Origin of the sequence: Virgibacillus halodenitrificans (assembly GCF_001878675.1) — a bacterium.
Lineage (GTDB): Bacteria > Bacillota > Bacilli > Bacillales > Amphibacillaceae > Virgibacillus_Q > Virgibacillus_Q halodenitrificans.
This window is the reverse complement of the sequence record NZ_CP017962.1, coordinates 1,625,030-1,640,808: the sequence shown is the minus strand read 5'-3', so window position 1 is coordinate 1,640,808 and position 15,779 is coordinate 1,625,030. Positions and strand designations below refer to the sequence as shown.

At 35.7% G+C, this 15,779-nt stretch carries 17 protein-coding genes; 5 read left to right on the top strand and 12 right to left on the bottom strand.

Features of this window, described 5'->3' with window-relative positions:
- Positions 1–435: 435 nt before the first annotated feature.
- Complete coding sequence (gene holA, locus BME96_RS08555) at positions 436–1,452, bottom strand: DNA polymerase III subunit delta (RefSeq protein WP_071648868.1); 1,017 nt, start codon at positions 1,450–1,452, stop codon at positions 436–438.
- Positions 1,453–1,761: 309 nt separating this feature from the next.
- Between holA and BME96_RS08550 the strand changes: the two genes are divergently transcribed.
- On the top strand, positions 1,762–1,896 hold the full coding sequence (locus tag BME96_RS08550) for a YqzM family protein (RefSeq protein ID WP_019377884.1): 135 nt from the start codon (positions 1,762–1,764) through the stop codon (positions 1,894–1,896).
- A gap of 109 nt (positions 1,897–2,005) precedes the next feature.
- Here BME96_RS08550 and BME96_RS08545 read toward each other — a convergent pair whose 3' ends face one another.
- From BME96_RS08545 to BME96_RS08495, 11 genes are all read right to left on the bottom strand, one after another.
- Complete coding sequence (locus BME96_RS08545) at positions 2,006–4,306, bottom strand: DNA internalization-related competence protein ComEC/Rec2 (protein WP_071648867.1); 2,301 nt, start codon at positions 4,304–4,306, stop codon at positions 2,006–2,008.
- A 12-nt stretch (positions 4,307–4,318) separates the two neighbouring features.
- Positions 4,319–4,891, bottom strand: a complete 573-nt coding sequence (locus BME96_RS08540) for a ComE operon protein 2 (RefSeq protein ID WP_019377882.1) — start codon at positions 4,889–4,891, stop codon at positions 4,319–4,321.
- Positions 4,892–5,036: 145 nt separating this feature from the next.
- Positions 5,037–5,621 (bottom strand): helix-hairpin-helix domain-containing protein, encoded by a 585-nt coding sequence (locus BME96_RS08535; RefSeq protein WP_071649982.1) that lies wholly within the window; start codon positions 5,619–5,621, stop codon positions 5,037–5,039.
- A gap of 180 nt (positions 5,622–5,801) precedes the next feature.
- Positions 5,802–6,551, bottom strand: a complete 750-nt coding sequence (locus tag BME96_RS08530) for a class I SAM-dependent DNA methyltransferase (RefSeq protein WP_019377880.1) — start codon at positions 6,549–6,551, stop codon at positions 5,802–5,804.
- A gap of 1 nt (position 6,552) precedes the next feature.
- Positions 6,553–6,909 carry a ribosome silencing factor gene (gene rsfS, locus BME96_RS08525; protein WP_019377879.1) on the bottom strand — a complete coding sequence of 119 codons (357 nt, stop codon included), beginning with the start codon at positions 6,907–6,909 and terminating at the stop codon, positions 6,553–6,555.
- On the bottom strand, positions 6,909–7,484 hold the full coding sequence (gene yqeK, locus BME96_RS08520; RefSeq protein WP_071648866.1) for a bis(5'-nucleosyl)-tetraphosphatase (symmetrical) YqeK: 576 nt from the start codon (positions 7,482–7,484) through the stop codon (positions 6,909–6,911). Before yqeK ends, rsfS begins: the two co-directional genes overlap by 1 nt.
- Complete coding sequence (locus BME96_RS08515) at positions 7,462–8,040, bottom strand: nicotinate-nucleotide adenylyltransferase (RefSeq protein ID WP_071648865.1); 579 nt, start codon at positions 8,038–8,040, stop codon at positions 7,462–7,464. Before BME96_RS08515 ends, yqeK begins: the two co-directional genes overlap by 23 nt.
- A 16-nt stretch (positions 8,041–8,056) precedes the next feature.
- Complete coding sequence (gene yhbY / locus BME96_RS08510) at positions 8,057–8,347, bottom strand: ribosome assembly RNA-binding protein YhbY (protein ID WP_019377876.1); 291 nt, start codon at positions 8,345–8,347, stop codon at positions 8,057–8,059.
- A gap of 1 nt (position 8,348) precedes the next feature.
- Complete coding sequence (gene aroE, locus BME96_RS08505) at positions 8,349–9,194, bottom strand: shikimate dehydrogenase (RefSeq protein WP_071648864.1); 846 nt, start codon at positions 9,192–9,194, stop codon at positions 8,349–8,351.
- Positions 9,195–9,206: 12 nt separating this feature from the next.
- Positions 9,207–10,307, bottom strand: a complete 1,101-nt coding sequence (yqeH, locus tag BME96_RS08500; protein WP_071648863.1) for a ribosome biogenesis GTPase YqeH — start codon at positions 10,305–10,307, stop codon at positions 9,207–9,209.
- 2 nt (positions 10,308–10,309) lie between these two features.
- Positions 10,310–10,825: a YqeG family HAD IIIA-type phosphatase gene (locus BME96_RS08495; RefSeq protein WP_019377873.1), complete on the bottom strand. Its 516-nt coding sequence runs from the start codon at positions 10,823–10,825 to the stop codon at positions 10,310–10,312.
- 374 nt (positions 10,826–11,199) lie between these two features.
- On the opposite strand from BME96_RS08495, the gene sda reads away from it, so the two are divergent.
- The 4 genes from sda (at position 11,200) to BME96_RS08475 (ending at position 15,777) form a co-directional block, all read left to right on the top strand.
- A complete protein-coding gene (sda, locus tag BME96_RS08490) occupies positions 11,200–11,346 on the top strand; it encodes a sporulation histidine kinase inhibitor Sda (RefSeq protein ID WP_019377872.1) in 147 nt (48 codons plus the stop codon).
- Between the two features lie 300 nt (positions 11,347–11,646).
- Complete coding sequence (locus tag BME96_RS08485; RefSeq protein WP_071648862.1) at positions 11,647–13,965, top strand: Na+/H+ antiporter subunit A; 2,319 nt, start codon at positions 11,647–11,649, stop codon at positions 13,963–13,965.
- Positions 13,965–14,303, top strand: a complete 339-nt coding sequence (locus tag BME96_RS08480; RefSeq protein ID WP_019377870.1) for a Na(+)/H(+) antiporter subunit C — start codon at positions 13,965–13,967, stop codon at positions 14,301–14,303. The genes BME96_RS08485 and BME96_RS08480 overlap by 1 nt, the downstream gene beginning before the upstream one ends.
- The gene (locus BME96_RS08475; RefSeq protein WP_060678379.1) at positions 14,296–15,777 is read left to right on the top strand and encodes a Na+/H+ antiporter subunit D; all 1,482 of its coding nucleotides are present in this window, start codon (positions 14,296–14,298) and stop codon (positions 15,775–15,777) included. The genes BME96_RS08480 and BME96_RS08475 overlap by 8 nt, the downstream gene beginning before the upstream one ends.
- Positions 15,778–15,779: the final 2 nt, after the last annotated feature.

Below are 15,779 nucleotides of genomic sequence, written 5' to 3'. Positions count from 1 at the left end.
GCTTAAGTGTTACTTTTTAGCGATAAATGAATTTAGTATTAGATGTAAAAAGGTCACTTTATATCGTCAAGTACAAGTGAATGGCCCACTCCGCATTTGAAATATTAAAGCTCATATAAATTGATGGGAGAGTAGGGCGGCGACTCCTGCCGGAATAGCATGAGCTGAAGACCCTGCACGGAGCGTAGCGGAGGAAGCGGCTGAAGCCATGCCGGCGGAAAGCGTCCGCCTGAAACGCAAATCAATGGGGCACTTCTCCTCAAATATTTCACTGAGCTCTTTCAATTCATCAATAAAGTTACGTCGCAGTTTACTCCAACTATGAATAAACAAAATACGTTAGTGCTCCAACATTTGCAATAGAAACATAAACCTAAAACCCGTAGATTATTACTGGAGTCTCCACTTCCAGGTGCGGCTCGCCCTTTTGGTTCATTATTCGTTAATAAGATCATATAATAACAACTGAAACACTAAATCCTTTTCCATCGTCCCCTGCTTCATGGATGCATCAGCTTGAGCCAACTTATCCATTGCAGCCTCTAATTTTTCTACAGTGAATTTCTTTTCTCTTGCCAGAGCAATTTTTATTACGTACGGATGGACACCAAGTTGTTTCTGCATTTGTGATTGACTGTATCCTTTAAGCTTTAATAATTTGACACGCAAAATGGTACGAAATTGAAAGGCTAGTAAACCAATTAACGCTATTGGTTCCTCTTTCATTTTTTCTAAATCTTTATATATAGCAATTGCTTGTGCTAAGTCTCGATCAATAACAGTATCCACTAACCGTAATGAAGAGCTGCTCGCAGTATGTGAAATTAATTTCTCTGCCACTGCTCTAGTAATAGTTCCTTTTTCTCCAACAAAAAGAGCCATCTTCTTTAATTCATTTTCCATCAAATTTAAGTTAGTGGATAGTTCAGCTTCGAATATGTCATAGGCATCTTGATCAATAAATACTCTTAACTGTCCAGCCAAATTATCAATCCATTTTCTTACATCATAATCTTTAATTGGGTTACACACTGCAATATCTGCATTCTTTTTAAGTACTTTGGTTAGTTTTTTCCTTTCATCAATTTTCTCATAAGGTGCTATTAGAACAAGTACAGAATAGTCAACTGGCATGGAGAGATAATTCTCTAATATTTCTACATTATGTTCCACTGCAGTTCTATCTGGTTTGGCCTTCAGAAAAGAAGGCTTAGTTGCAATGATTAACTTTCTCTCCCCAAAAAAAGGGTAGGTTTCCACATCACTAATTACTTCCTGAACCGGCGTTTCATCTAAATCATAAAATGACAAATTATCCATTTCTTTACCAAGCACTTGTTTTTTTATTTCTTTTTGTAATTTCTGTATAAAGTAATTTTCTGATCCGTATAATAAATAAACTGGTGCAATTTGTTTATTTTTTACTTTCTTCATTATTTCCATATATGACATTTCTTTCACTCCACCATTTATGTATATAGATTATATGGTAAAGTGTGTCCCCTTTAATAGCAAGAGTAAAGTCGAGGAAAGTGTTTGGGCACTTTCCCCGATCATCTATATCAACGTTTAAGAACCAGCTCTAGAAACTGACTCCTAAACGGGATTGGTTCCTATACTTAGGTTATCCCGCAAGCAGAAAAGTATAGTTGTTAGTTCTTTCTATATTTGGAGATGTATATCGTTAGGAATAATTTTTATTCTAAAGTGGATTTTTTCCATAATTTAATTTATACTAGTGGTGATATAGGAGGGGTAAATGTGAACGAATTTGAAAAAAATGTACAATCCAAAAATAATGATGTTGTCGATTCCATGAAAGGCTTTGCTTTCTCATTTATTTTCTTTATTTTAATTTTTGCTATCGGTGTAACAGTTAGTGTAATCGGCCAATAATTCGAAAACCATAATAAGGTCAGATGGCTTTAACGATCCATCATAAAGAGACTGATATTTACCAGTCTCTTTTTCATTTTTTATTTATATTTTTTCTCTTCACACCATTCTATGGGGATTGCCTATAAAATGTTCCTTCTTTATCTTTTTTAAAACGAAATTGTACAGCTCCATCTTGGTCCGTTCGCAATATGGTAGTATCATACTTCTCAAGCCTGTCGATCACCTCTTGAGTAGGATGACCATACCTATTATTTTTGCCTGCAGATATAAGAGCGTATTCAGGTTGCAACTTACGAATAAATTGATCATCTGTTGAGGTATTACTACCATGATGAGCTACCTTTAATACATCTACTTCCAACCCCGGGAATTCCTGTAAAATATTTTTTTCTTCTTCTACACCAATATCCCCTGTAAAAAGCCAACCTTTCCCTCCAAGCCTTCCATAAATTACTAATGAGTTTGAATTTGATGAAGCTCGATCTTTTTTTGGACCTAATATCGTAAACGACTCTCCACCGATCGTTACCGCCGTATTTTCATTTAATCGTAATAGCTCTACCCCTAATTTGTTCAATGAATCTATTTCCTGTTTCCCCAGTTCGTAAAATTGGCTTACAATTATGGCACCAACTTTAAACTCGTCAATAATAAACGATAAACTCCCATTATGGTCTGTATCTTCATGGGATAAGAATATTGCATCTATCTTATTTATTCCACGCGACAATAAATATGGCTTAATAACTTGTGTATATACTTTTTCCGTTGGCTCTCCCGAATCGAAGGAAAAACTCGCACCAGCATCAATTAATACGACTCCTTTGCGATGTGGTAACTCCACAACAAAGGCATCCCCCTGACCGATATCCAACATAGTTATATATCCAACATTCGATACGTATGGTTTTATTGCTCCACTTACCAAAACAGCAACCAGTAAAATGCCATAACCAAATGCTTTAGTTAAATTTTTGTAGTGGAGATTTTTCATCAAAAGAAAAAAGATGACATAATAAATAACCGTAATACTAAGTGGTAAAGGGCCTAAAGATAAGGATGTTGAAAAAGAATTGTCAATATAAGTTATCATTGCAAGCATGTATTCCTGCAAAACATTAATTAATGAGCTTAATATAGCAGCAATTAATTTAATTGGAGACAAAATGAACAGGATGAAAAGTGAAGGAATTAAAAAGAAGGAAAAGTAAGGGACGATAATCATATTTAAAAGTATTGACAATGGTTGAAATGTAAAGAAATAAGTGAAATATAACGGCAGGATTATAAGTTGAGAAATAAAACTCAGCTTAAGCATTTGAAATAATGAAAAACCATCCTGCAGGAGCCACTTTTGTGAAAGTAGTATACCGAATGTTACGAGGAAAGAAAACTGAAATCCAACGTGATAAATAATATACTTATCAACTAAAACAAGTAGAATAAAAATGAAACTTAATACATCTGAGACACTCCATTTCATATGCAGTTTGTTTATGGCGATAAAAACAAATCCCATGGCACTCGCCCGAATAACCGAGGGCTCTCCCCCAGCCAACACAGCATAAATAGGCAAAAACAACAGGATCGTCCATTCTGCATTTTCTTTCGTTAAGCCAAGTAGTCGAATCAAAATAAAATACAACAAGGCCAATACAAGCCCAACATGTAAACCAGAGATTGCTAACAAATGTGATAGACTCCACCTTCGAAATAACTCAATTGTGTCCTTAGGCAGGAACGAATCATCTCCAAATACAATTGCACTCAACCATGCGGATGTGCTTTCAGAAGTGTTGGTTACAACATAGGTTGTTAACATATCCCGAAGCTTATAAAAACGGTGCATATATCCGGAACCAGAACATTTCAAATCAGAAAGTTGATTAACAATAATTTGATAATGAATTCCTTGACCAAACAAGTATTGTCGGTAATTAAACTGGCCTGGATTAGTCGGTTGGTCTGGTACTTCCATTATGCCTTTGATTTCGCATGTAGCACCATATTTGAGCGAATGAATACGACCTGATGTGGAAGCTGTATCATGCTTGCCATTAAAATAAACTACTTGTACAGTATTATCATGTGAATTGTCCTTAAGCAAAAATTGAATGCTATGACTTTTTTCATCAATGGGACTAATAATTTTTCCAGTCATTTGATGTTCTTTTTTATCAGGAAGATGGGGAGCAGTGTTTTCGAGTTGTGTTGGAGAAGGGATATACCAACTGAAAAAAAGAGATGCGATTAGGGATATTAGGATAGGAAAAATCCCTAATCGTTGTTTATGGTAAAGATACAATATCCATATTAAAAAAAGTCCTAAAAGCCAGTAATTCATTTGGCTTTTTGTCAAGACGCCGAGAGTAACGGAAACAGGAATGAGATACCAGTAACCTTTCAATGATTGTTCTCCCTATTCAGTTGTATACTGAAATAGCTTTTCAGCTTCATTTTTAATTTGTGTTATTTCTTCCTTTTCCAGTGTGGATAATTCAAGCTTTTCAAGTAATCCATCAACAAACATCTGTTTTTCACGATATTGTGTATCGACAGCTAGATAATCAAGCTCTACTTTTACCGTTTTTACACCTGATTCACTAAATAATTGTTCAGCATATGGGTGATTACGATAATCTTCTGCATAATAGACTGTTTTTATTCCTGCCTGGATAAGTTGCTTACAGCACTGCAGACATGGGAAATGTGTTACATATACATCTGCATTTTCTGTTGGCACACCAAATTTGGCACACTGTAAAAGTGCATTAGCTTCAGCATGCACTGTTCTTACACAATGACCATCAATAACATAACAGCCTTCATCCATGCAGTGCACACTGCCAGTTACACTTCCATTATACCCTCCTGCTATAATTCTTTTATCTCGAACAATGGTGGCCCCTACCATTAATCTTGTACAGGTACTTCTCAATGCCAGTAAATGGCTCTGTGCCATAAAATATTGGTCCCAAGAAATTCTTTCCATACTATATTCTCTCCCTATAAAATACTATTTTCCTCTAATTTTGATAATACTAAAACTGATTGAAACCAAAGCATTTTTCGTACTAAATTAATTTTGCAGGTTTCCATCCAATTTTACCTTTATCGTATTATTTTCGTCAATCTGCTTAAGGTACTTGAATATCATCAATGAAATTATTAAGCGTCTTTTCGCCAATTCCAGGAACCTGAAGAAGATCCTCCGCTGTACTAAAGAGTCCATGTTCTTCACGAAATTGAATAATTGCTTGTGCTTTTGCAGGACCTATTCCATTTAAGGTTTCAATTTCTTCCTGTGTGGCATAATTAATGCTCAATTTTTCCGTTTGGATACTACTAACTTCACCTTGTGTAAAGGGCTCTTCTCCTATAACAGGGATATTTATTATCATCTCATCCTGGACTTTCTGCGCTAAATTGACTTGTGACTGATCAGCATCAGCTGTAAACCCACCGGCTAGTTTAATTGCGTCATTTACCCTTGATTCAACAGGCATTTCAAAAACCCCCGGCTTCGCAACAGCCCCTTTGATATCAACCATAATTTTTGTATTTTCTTTGGATGGATTACTTTTCTCTTGTGATTCCGTTGTAGAAATTTTTAGTGGGGAAATTTCTTGTTGAACTCGTGGCTCTTCTTCGCGGGTAATTATTAAAAAAACAACCACTACCGATGTAATAATAAGAAGAAAGCCAGCACTTCTAATTGGCATTTTCAATGAAGGTCACTTCCTTGTGGTATAATAAGGGGGATGAAGGCGGATCGAGCATACTTTGAGGTTCATTCAGATTGCGAAGGGCCAAACATAAATTTAAAGCAAGGACGAGCCCTCCCTAATTCATATTCGACAAAATCACTTAAAGTCCTTTAATAAAAAAAGAATAGGATATTTTTATCCTACTCTTTTCTGTGCTACAAAGAACACCCGCTCAGTCTCCTCGGTTATTTCTTTATCTATAGAAAAATCTCCATATATTTTTATATTTTGAAAACCGGCTGCTAACAATAGACGTTCATAAAAAGAAATTGGGTATGTTCGTTGAAAATGTTCTTCATCGAACCGAACGTACTTATTCCCTTCTCTATGAAAAAATGTTAAATCGTGATACATTTCTCCAGGATTTTCTCCTCCCGTACAGAACCAAATATAAGAAGTGTCTTCCGTTACTTCTGCAAATGTATGATCGATAAAATTATTTTCTACCTGTTGCATTGAATGAACATCAAATATAAATACGCCGCCGGGTTTTAATGAGTCTGCGATTCGTTTAACAACATTTTTCAAATCACTTTCGGAAGTAAGATAATTCATAACATCACAGTAGCATACAGCTGCATCCATTTCTTTTAAACCTTCCAGTTCTCTTAAGTCCTGTTGAATCAAATCAATGTTTGTATGCTCTTTCGTCGCCTTTCGTTCTGCATATGCGAGCATATCAGAAGAATAATCCACACCAGTGACCTCGAAACCTGCTTTAGCAAGACGCACACTGATTTCTCCTGTACCACAGCCAAGATCAATCACCTGTTTAACTGGTTTATCACATTGTTTAAACAATCTTAAACTCATTTCAATCCATTGATCATAAGGTGCAACTGCCATTAACGTATCATAAACATCGGCCATTTTCCCATATGCCATACTATTTTTCCTGCCCAACATGCAATGTAACTTGTGTAGCATCTCCCCATAAGCGCTCTAAATTATAATAGCTTCTTTCTTCTTTATGGAAAATATGACAGACAATGCCGCCTAGATCAACGAGCACCCAACGAGCTTGTTCCATGCCCTCTAAACGTTTTATTGAAATCCCTTCTTCTTCCACTGCATCTTTTATTCCTCTAGCAATAGCCTGAACTTGTCGTTCGTTACTACCATGACAAATTAAAAAATAATCTGCTACCAAGGAAACTTCATTCATATCCAAAGCAATGATATCTTCTGCCCTTTTATCATCACAAGCTGTTGCTACTATCTGTAATAAATCTTTATCTTCCATTAACGATTACCTCCGTTTACATATCTTGTAAGATCATTATATGCATGAAATGTGTCTGGGTAGATGGTTGCTTTCTTTTTCATCAAAAATTCAATTGTGTTTCGAAGCGCCATCCAACAGGCTAAATTAAGGTCAGATAAAACTACTTCTCTGACCTCCTCAACCCCAGGAAAATTTCTTTCTGGCTCTATATAGTCAGCAATAAAAACAACCTTCTCTATATCCTTCATATTTGCTCTTCCAGTAGTATGGTAGCGAATTGCCCCTTTTATATCAGCATCATGAATGTCAAATTCCTTCTCTATTAACAATGCCGCTACAGGGCCATGCCATAATTCATGATGATAAGTCAATAAATTATCAGGCAACTCACTTTTTTTTATATAATCTTCCATTTCTTCAAGTGGGCGGTATTTTGCATAGTCATGAAAGATAGCAGCTAATTCCACTTTTTCCCTGGAAACTCCAAATCTTTCAGCTAAGTCCACCGCCGTTTCAGCTACTCGTAATGTATGTTCAAATCTTGCTTTTGTTAAGTGAGGTTTGACATACTCAACCGCTTGTTTCATTTGCATATAGTCGTTTCTCCTTAATATAATTCATTACGCCTTCAGGGGTGAAATACGAAAATGGCTGATTATTTTTTATTCGATTACGAATAATGGTAGAAGAAATATCCATTTGAGGTACTTCTACCTCTATCACTGGATATGTTGAAATTAAAGAAAAACCCGGCCGCTTCACCCCAACAAATTGCACAAGTTTAATTAGTTGATCAATTCTATTCCATTTAGGTAGATACTCAACCATATCAGCACCTATAATAAAATAAAATGTGCAGCGTGGATATTCTTTATTTAGTTCTTTTATTGTATCAAAGGTATATGATTTCCCGAAACGATCTATCTCTATCGTGTTGACTTTAAAGTAAGCGTTCCCCTGTACAGCCAGCTTCACCATATTTACCCTATCTTCAGCATTGGTTTTTGTCGTATTTTTATGTGGAGGGGTATGGGAAGGAATAAACCATACCTCATCCAAGTTTAATGACAATTGGACCTCCTGAGCAATAATCATATGCCCAAGATGAGGCGGGTCAAACGTTCCCCCTAGTATACCTACGTGTTTCATTAAAACAACACCCTCTTTATGGTAGTTGAATCGTTTTATTTTCTTTAGATTCCTTGTAAAGGATAATATTATTACCTATAACTTGCACAATTTCTGCCTGAGTGCCTTCAGCCAACTCTTCAGCAATTGTATCTTTATCTTCCATACAATTTTGCAAAATACTAATTTTGATTAATTCCCTTTTTTCTAAGGCTTCGTTAATTTGAATAATCATATTTTCATTAACACCTGTTTTTCCAACTTGAAAAATTGGCTTTAGATGGTGAGCTTCTGCCCTCAAAAAACGTTTTTGTTTACCTGTTAACATATTATCTTCCTTCCAAAAGTAATTTAAGTTCTTCCGCCATATTGTTTAAAGAGACCTTTTTATCAGTCCACTTTTCAAATGCATATTGAGCTTGATATAAAAGCATTGTATGTCCAAAATGAATTGGCGCACCGGCAGCCTCTGCCTGTGATAGAAATTCTGTTTTTAACGGCTGATAAATAATATCACTGAATATTCCTTTGTCTTTTACATTTGCCACTTGAATAATTGAATCTTTACTATTTGGTCTCATTCCGACCGAAGTTGTTTGGATTACAATATCATAATCTTTAAGCGCTTTTTCAGCCTCCTGAATAGATAAAACAGTACAATTTCCATGATCAGCCTGAAGCTCCAAAATGTCAGATGCACTTGTCTGTGTGCGATTTGCTATGTCAATTCTTGAGAACCCTCTGTCCCGCAGAGCACAATAGATACCTCTTGCCGCACCACCCGCTCCTATAAGAAGGATTCGACAATCTTGATTTAAGAGCGCCTCAGGATAGGCTGCTTCCAATGAACGTACATAACCAACGCCATCCGTATTGTACCCAACCCATTTACCATGTTTATTTACAACCGTATTTACAGCACCCATTTTATCAGCAATAGGATCAACCTCATCAAGGTATGGGATAATCTCTTGTTTGTATGGAACGGTCACATTGAAGCCATCGTATTTCTTCCTTTTCAATAATTTAATATTCTCTTCAAAAGAACTTGCCTGATCAAATTCATGAAGTTTGTAACTTCCTCTTAAACCTGCTTTATCTAAGAATTTGTTGTGGATCCAAGGTGATAATGAATGCTTAATTGGGTACCCAATCAAAGCTAGATGGTATTCCATACTCTACTCCCCCTAAAGTAGTGATTTCCTTATTGAAACAGCAACCTTTTCCGGACTATGTGCAGTAATTGTTATTTCATTACCTTCCACACTTACCCAACCTAAACCTGGAAAAACAATATCTGTTTTTTCTCCGTTTAGCTTAAAGCTATTTTTTTTAAGTTCTAGCGATTTTTTTACGGGCGTTTCACTTGGAGGAGACAATAGTTCACCAATATGATTGACATAAAGCTCGTCCGCATTTTCCAATTTCGTTCGATGTATCGGCAATTCATTCGAAAAATAGCAAACAAAGGATGTTTTTTCTCCTTTTATAAAATCCAATCTGGCAAGTCCTCCGAAATATAATGTCTGTTCGCTATTTAACTGATAAACCCTGGGCTTTATTTCCTTTTTAGGTGTGATAACCTTCAAATCTTTTTCAGAAATGTAATGAGCTATTTGCTGCTTATTAACAATCCCTGGTGTATCAATTAATGAAGATTGCTCATCCAGAGGAATCTCAATAAATCCCAATGTGGTACCAGGGAAATAAGAAGTAGTGATCACATTGGAATAACCTGTAGTTTGCTTAATTAATTTGTTTATAAATGTTGATTTTCCTACGTTTGTAGTTCCTACAATATAAACATCTTTTTTCTTACGATACTTTTCTATTTCAGTAGCCAACTCTTCAAGTCCATACCCCTTCATTGAAGAGATAAGAAAGACATCCTCCACTTTAATCCCTGCTTCTTTAGCAGATGTTCTTAACCATTGAATTAACTTACGCTCATTAGTGGATTTTGGTAATAGATCGATTTTATTACCGACCAGAATAATCGGGTTATTACCAACAATTCGTGGAAGTCCCTGTAATAAACTTCCATTCACATCAAAAATATCAATAATATGCACGACTAGTCCTTCTGCATTCCTTATTGAACTAACCATTCTCAAGAAATCATCATCCGAGACGGATACATCTTGTATTTCATTATAGTGTTTTAAGCGAAAACACCTTTTACATAGAACGTTTTCGTTTTGAAGAGAAGCCTTTGGAGTATAACCTGGCCCCCCTGGGTCTGTTGACTGAATTTCAGCCCCACAACCTTGACAATAAAGTGTTTCCATTCCTATTCCTCCCAAGTAATTTGCCCTTTCTTCCTCATATAATTTAATATGCGTCTTTCTATCCTTCGATTTATCTTCGTTATTTTACCATCCGTCTGGACGATAGGCACGACCAAAATGGTATAAAATCCTGCCGAGTTCCCTCCGAGTACATCTGTGAGAAGTTGATCACCGATCACAGCAATTTCATTCTTTTTTAATCCCATTTGTTTGGCAACCGTTTTAAAAGCACGGCTCAACGGTTTACGAGCACTAAAAACAAAGGGTGTCCCTAAAGGTTCAGAAAAAAGCTCTACTCGTTCCTTTTTATTATTTGAAATAATTGTTACGTTAATTCCATTGTCCTTCATCAATTTAAACCACTGAATAACCTCTGGCGTGGCATCCCTGACATTCCATGCTACGAGAGTATTGTCTAAATCTGTAATAATACCTTTAATCCCTCGTTGCTTTAATTTTTCTGGTTGTATATCAAATATACTTTTCACATGTTCATTCGGTAAGAATCTTTTTAACAACGGTCACACCTCATAATTTCTAATTAGTAACATACTATACTTTATCTTCTTCCGTAAGATAATATTATAACTTAATCCTATAATAACTTACTATTCTTTTGAAGTGAAACCATAATTCTCTTTGAACACTCACTTAAAATTGCTACCAAAATATTCCCAGAATCGTTCGACAAATAACATCAAAATTTGCGTTGTGGATAACTTTATTAACAATTTTCGTATTGAATTAACAGCGTATTATTACCAAACAAGTTGATTTACGCACAAGTTATCTACAGGGTAATGTAGATAACCTGAGTCTTGTTATGGTATGTGGATCGTGGTAAGTTAGTAATAGTTTAAATTTAAGTAAAATTTTTAGGAGGGCTGTATTTATGGAGCAATTATCAGATGAATTATTGCTAGAATCTTACTATACAGCATACGAATTAGATCTAAGCCCTGATTTTCTTTCACTAATTGAAGAAGAAATTCAGAGAAGACATCTTTCTCATAAATTAAAAACAAAAGATTACCGATAAAAATTGCTGGCTATATAAATATGAAGAAACAGAAAACCCCTATTATTTTTACTGAATAATAGGGGTTATTTATTTTTCTTGTTATTATATTGTGTTAAACTATTGTTTGAATAAATTGCTTTAGAATCCATGTTTTAGCCATTCATTCTGTATCAATTACAAAAGCTTCATCACCACCATTCCATGTTTGGATACCCACATATTACAGTTTCCAGTGACTTTGTATAACAGCTGACTATTTAAGCAACATAATGTGCAATAATTAGACAGCCTTATTTTTTTGAAGGAGGATAAATTTTAATGATATTTGCAGTGTTAATACCACTCATTATTGCATGTTTTATTCCGTTATTAAGTAAATTAAAAGAAAAGATACATACTGGCATTTTTGTCTTGTTTGTGCCACTCTCCATATTTCTGTATTTCGTCCAATTTTTAGGGAGAGATTTCAATCCAATTCGACATACATATAATTGGATTCCTTCTTTGGGGATTAACTTTGATTTCTATTTGGATGGTTTAAGTTTACTATTTGCTTTATTAATCAGTGGGATTGGAGCACTTGTTGTTCTTTATTCTATCTTTTACCTTAGTAAACAGGAAAGACTCGGTAGCTTCTATGTCTACTTACTAATGTTTATTACAGCAATGCTTGGCGTAGTGCTATCAGACAATATTTTTGTTTTGTATACATTTTGGGAGTTAACTTCCATTTCTTCATTCCTGCTGATTGGGTACTGGCATTTCAAAGAACGATCAAGGTATGGAGCTCTTAAAAGTATGCTTATCACTATATTTGGTGGTTTAAGTATGTTTGGTGGATTTATATTACTCTGGGTTGTTACTGGAACTACAAGCATCCAAGAGATGATCAACCAAGTAGATGTCATTCTAGACAGTTCCTATTTACCATTAATTTTAGGTTTTATTCTATTAGGGGCATTCACAAAGTCTGCACAATTCCCGTTTCATATATGGCTTCCTGATGCCATGGAGGCACCAACTCCTGTCAGTGCGTATTTGCATTCAGCAACAATGGTAAAAGCCGGATTATTTCTTATTGCACGTTTTTCACCCATTTTTTCCGGGAGTGAGTGGTTCTTTATTGTGGTGAGCCTTGTAGGTATTACTACCCTATGTTGGGGCTCTTATATGGCCGTTAGACAAACAGATCTTAAAGCAATCCTTGCATTTTCCACCATCAGCCAGCTGGGTATGATTATGGCAATGCTTGGCTTTGGAACTACTGCTGCTGTTTTTGCAGCAATATTCCATATTCTGAATCATGCTACCTTCAAAGGCAGCTTATTCATGGTTGCTGGCATTATTGATCATGAAACAGGGACTCGTGATATTAGAAAACTTGGCGGTTTGATTACATTCCTTCCGATAACAGCCACACTTGCGTTATTTGGAACATTCTCTATGGCGGGCGTGCCATTGCCATTTCTAAACGGTTTTTACAGTAAAGAATTGTTTTTCGATGCAACACTTCATTTAGATAGCACAACATTTTTAGCTCAAGCAATCCCTTATTTAGCTGTATTTGGGAGTATCTTCACATTTGTATACTCCATGTACTTCTTCTTTGGTGTTTTCACCGGACCAAAGCAGCTGGATAAATTACCTAAAAAACCACACGAAGCTCCAATTGGAATGTTACTCTCTCCAATTGTACTTGTGGCGGGAGTTATTTTAATCGGGTTATTTCCAAATATAGTAAATGCTCCCTTTCTATTGCATGCAGCACAGGCAGTTAACCCTGATGTCGAATTCCATAAAGTAGCTTTTTGGCATGGGTTTAATACACCGCTTAAAATGTCTTTAATTGTTGTCGCAATTGGGATTATTCTTTTTGTAACAAGAAAAAAATGGAGCAAGGTATATACTATCTTACCTGGTAAATTAAGTCTAAATAAGGTTTATGATCAGATTGTAGAGAAACTGGATGTTATCTCAGGGGCAATTACTCGCTCTTATATGACTGGGTCTTTAAAAAATTATATGTCAATTATTCTTGCAACAACATTAATTGTTTCCTTTGTGTTTATGTTTATAACAAATGGGTTTACTTTGGAATATGACTACTTGGCAGATGTAACTATTTTAGAGGTATCTGTAGTTATTATCATGATTATAGCTGCTGTAGCTACTATTTTTACCAATCATAATATAGCTGCAATTCTTGTACTAGGCGTAGTAGGTTATGGTGTAGCAATTTTATTTGTTGTTTACAGAGCTCCTGACATTGCTTTAACTCAGTTTGTAATTGAAACAGTAACAGTAGCTTTATTTTTGTTATGTTTCTATCATTTACCTAAACTGCGTAAATCTACTGATAGTGCTCGAACTAAGATGACTAACCTATTTATTTCTGTCGGTTTTGGTGCTCTTATGACGATGGTCGCTATTTCAGCTCATAGTAGTAACTGGTTTGAGTCAATCTCGGACTACTTTGTTGAAACGTCTTATAAACTTGGTGGCGGACATAATATTGTTAACGTCATTCTAGTTGATATGCGTGGCCTGGACACACTATTTGAAATAGCGGTTCTCGGAATTGCAGCATTAGCTATCATTGGCCTCATCAAACTAAAAAAAGATAAGGGGGCTCAGTAATGGAGATTATTACGTCCATTTTAGCAGGGATACTTTTCGCCACAGCCATATACAATCTGCTGCAAAAACAGCTTTTACGAATCGTAATTGGGACAGCTTTGCTATCTCACGGCGCCCATATCTTTATTTTGACTATGGGGAAACTTAAAACAGGCCAACCTCCTATTCTGACGGATGGTGTATCCGATTATACGGATCCCCTTCCCCAAGCATTAATTCTAACCTCCATCGTAATTAGTTTTGGAGTAACGAGTCTATTATTGGTGTTGGCTTACCGAACTACGAAAGAAAATAATACAGATAATATGGAACAATTAAGGGGTAAATCAAATGAGTAATTTAGCAGTTTTACCAATCATACTTCCATTAGTATCAGCAATTACACTTATATTTTTCAATTCAAAGGTGAATATATCAAGAAAGTTAACCCAGATATTCTCTGTGATAAGTCTTTTGGTTTCTTGCTATATCGTTTGGAAGGTATTTACTGATGGAACAATTATCTTGGAAACAGGTGCATGGGTTGCTCCATATGGGATTATTCTCGTCATGGATTCCCTTGCATCCTTACTTATATTAACCACAAATCTTGTGGCAACCGTTTGTGCTTTTTATGCGCCACATGCCGGACTGGAAAAAAAGGAAAGCTATTATTTCTATCCTTTTTTCTTCTTCTTAATAACAGGCGTATCAGGGGCTTTTATAACCGGAGATTTATTTAACCTATTTGTATTTTTCGAAGTGCTTCTTATGGCTTCCTATGGCTTAATCGTTTTAGGTGGAGGAAAGGTTCAGTTAAGAGAGTCTCTAAAATACTTATTAATAAACCTTTTCTCTTCTATGCTATTTGTTACTGCTATAGCCTTTCTGTACGCTGTTGTTGGTACAGTAAATATGGCTCAAATTGGTGAGCGAGTACAAGAAGTAGAGCAACAAGGGATATTAACCACCATTGGAATATTACTCTTTTTCGTGTTTGCTACGAAAGCAGCTCTATTTCCATTGTATTACTGGCTTCCTAAATCTTATATTGTGCCTAATCCCGTCATATCAGCATTATTTGGTGCATTATTGACAAAGGTTGGAATTTATTCCATTCTTCGTGTGTTCTCCCTGATCTTTGTGTATAAGCTAGAATTAACCCATGAATTATTTATATGGGTTGCTGGATTGTCTATGGTGTTTGGAATTATTGGCGCATTATCTACCAATAACATAAAGTTAATTATTGCATATAACATCATTCCTGCTATTGGTTTCATTCTATTGGGAATCGGTACATTCACTATAGATGGTATAAGCGGCTCCATCTATTATTTAATTCATGACATGATAATCAAGTCTGTACTCTTTTTATTAGTGGGGGTAATTGTTTACGTTGCAGGTACATCTGATTTAAGAAAAATGGGTGGTTTAATTCATTATTACCCGGTACTAGGTTGGTTATTATTTATTTCCGCATTTGTTCTGGCAGGCATTCCACCATTCAGCGGTTTTATCGGAAAACTACTATTGCTTAAAGGAGCATTTGCAAGTGGCCATATTGCCATAGTAATTATTGGTTTGCTTACCAGCCTATTGATCCTTTATTCCATTATGAAGATCTTCATTTATGGCTTCTGGGGCGATAAGCAAATGCTAGGAAACTTAGAAAAAAAATCAACAAAAGGGCTAATTGCTCCTGTTGCCTTTCTATTAACCTTTTCAGTCCTATTGGGTGTAGGTGCCGAATTTGTTTATCCACATATAGATTCGATTGCGGCCTATATATTAGACCCGCAAATATATATCGATTCTGTTTTAAAGGAGTAATG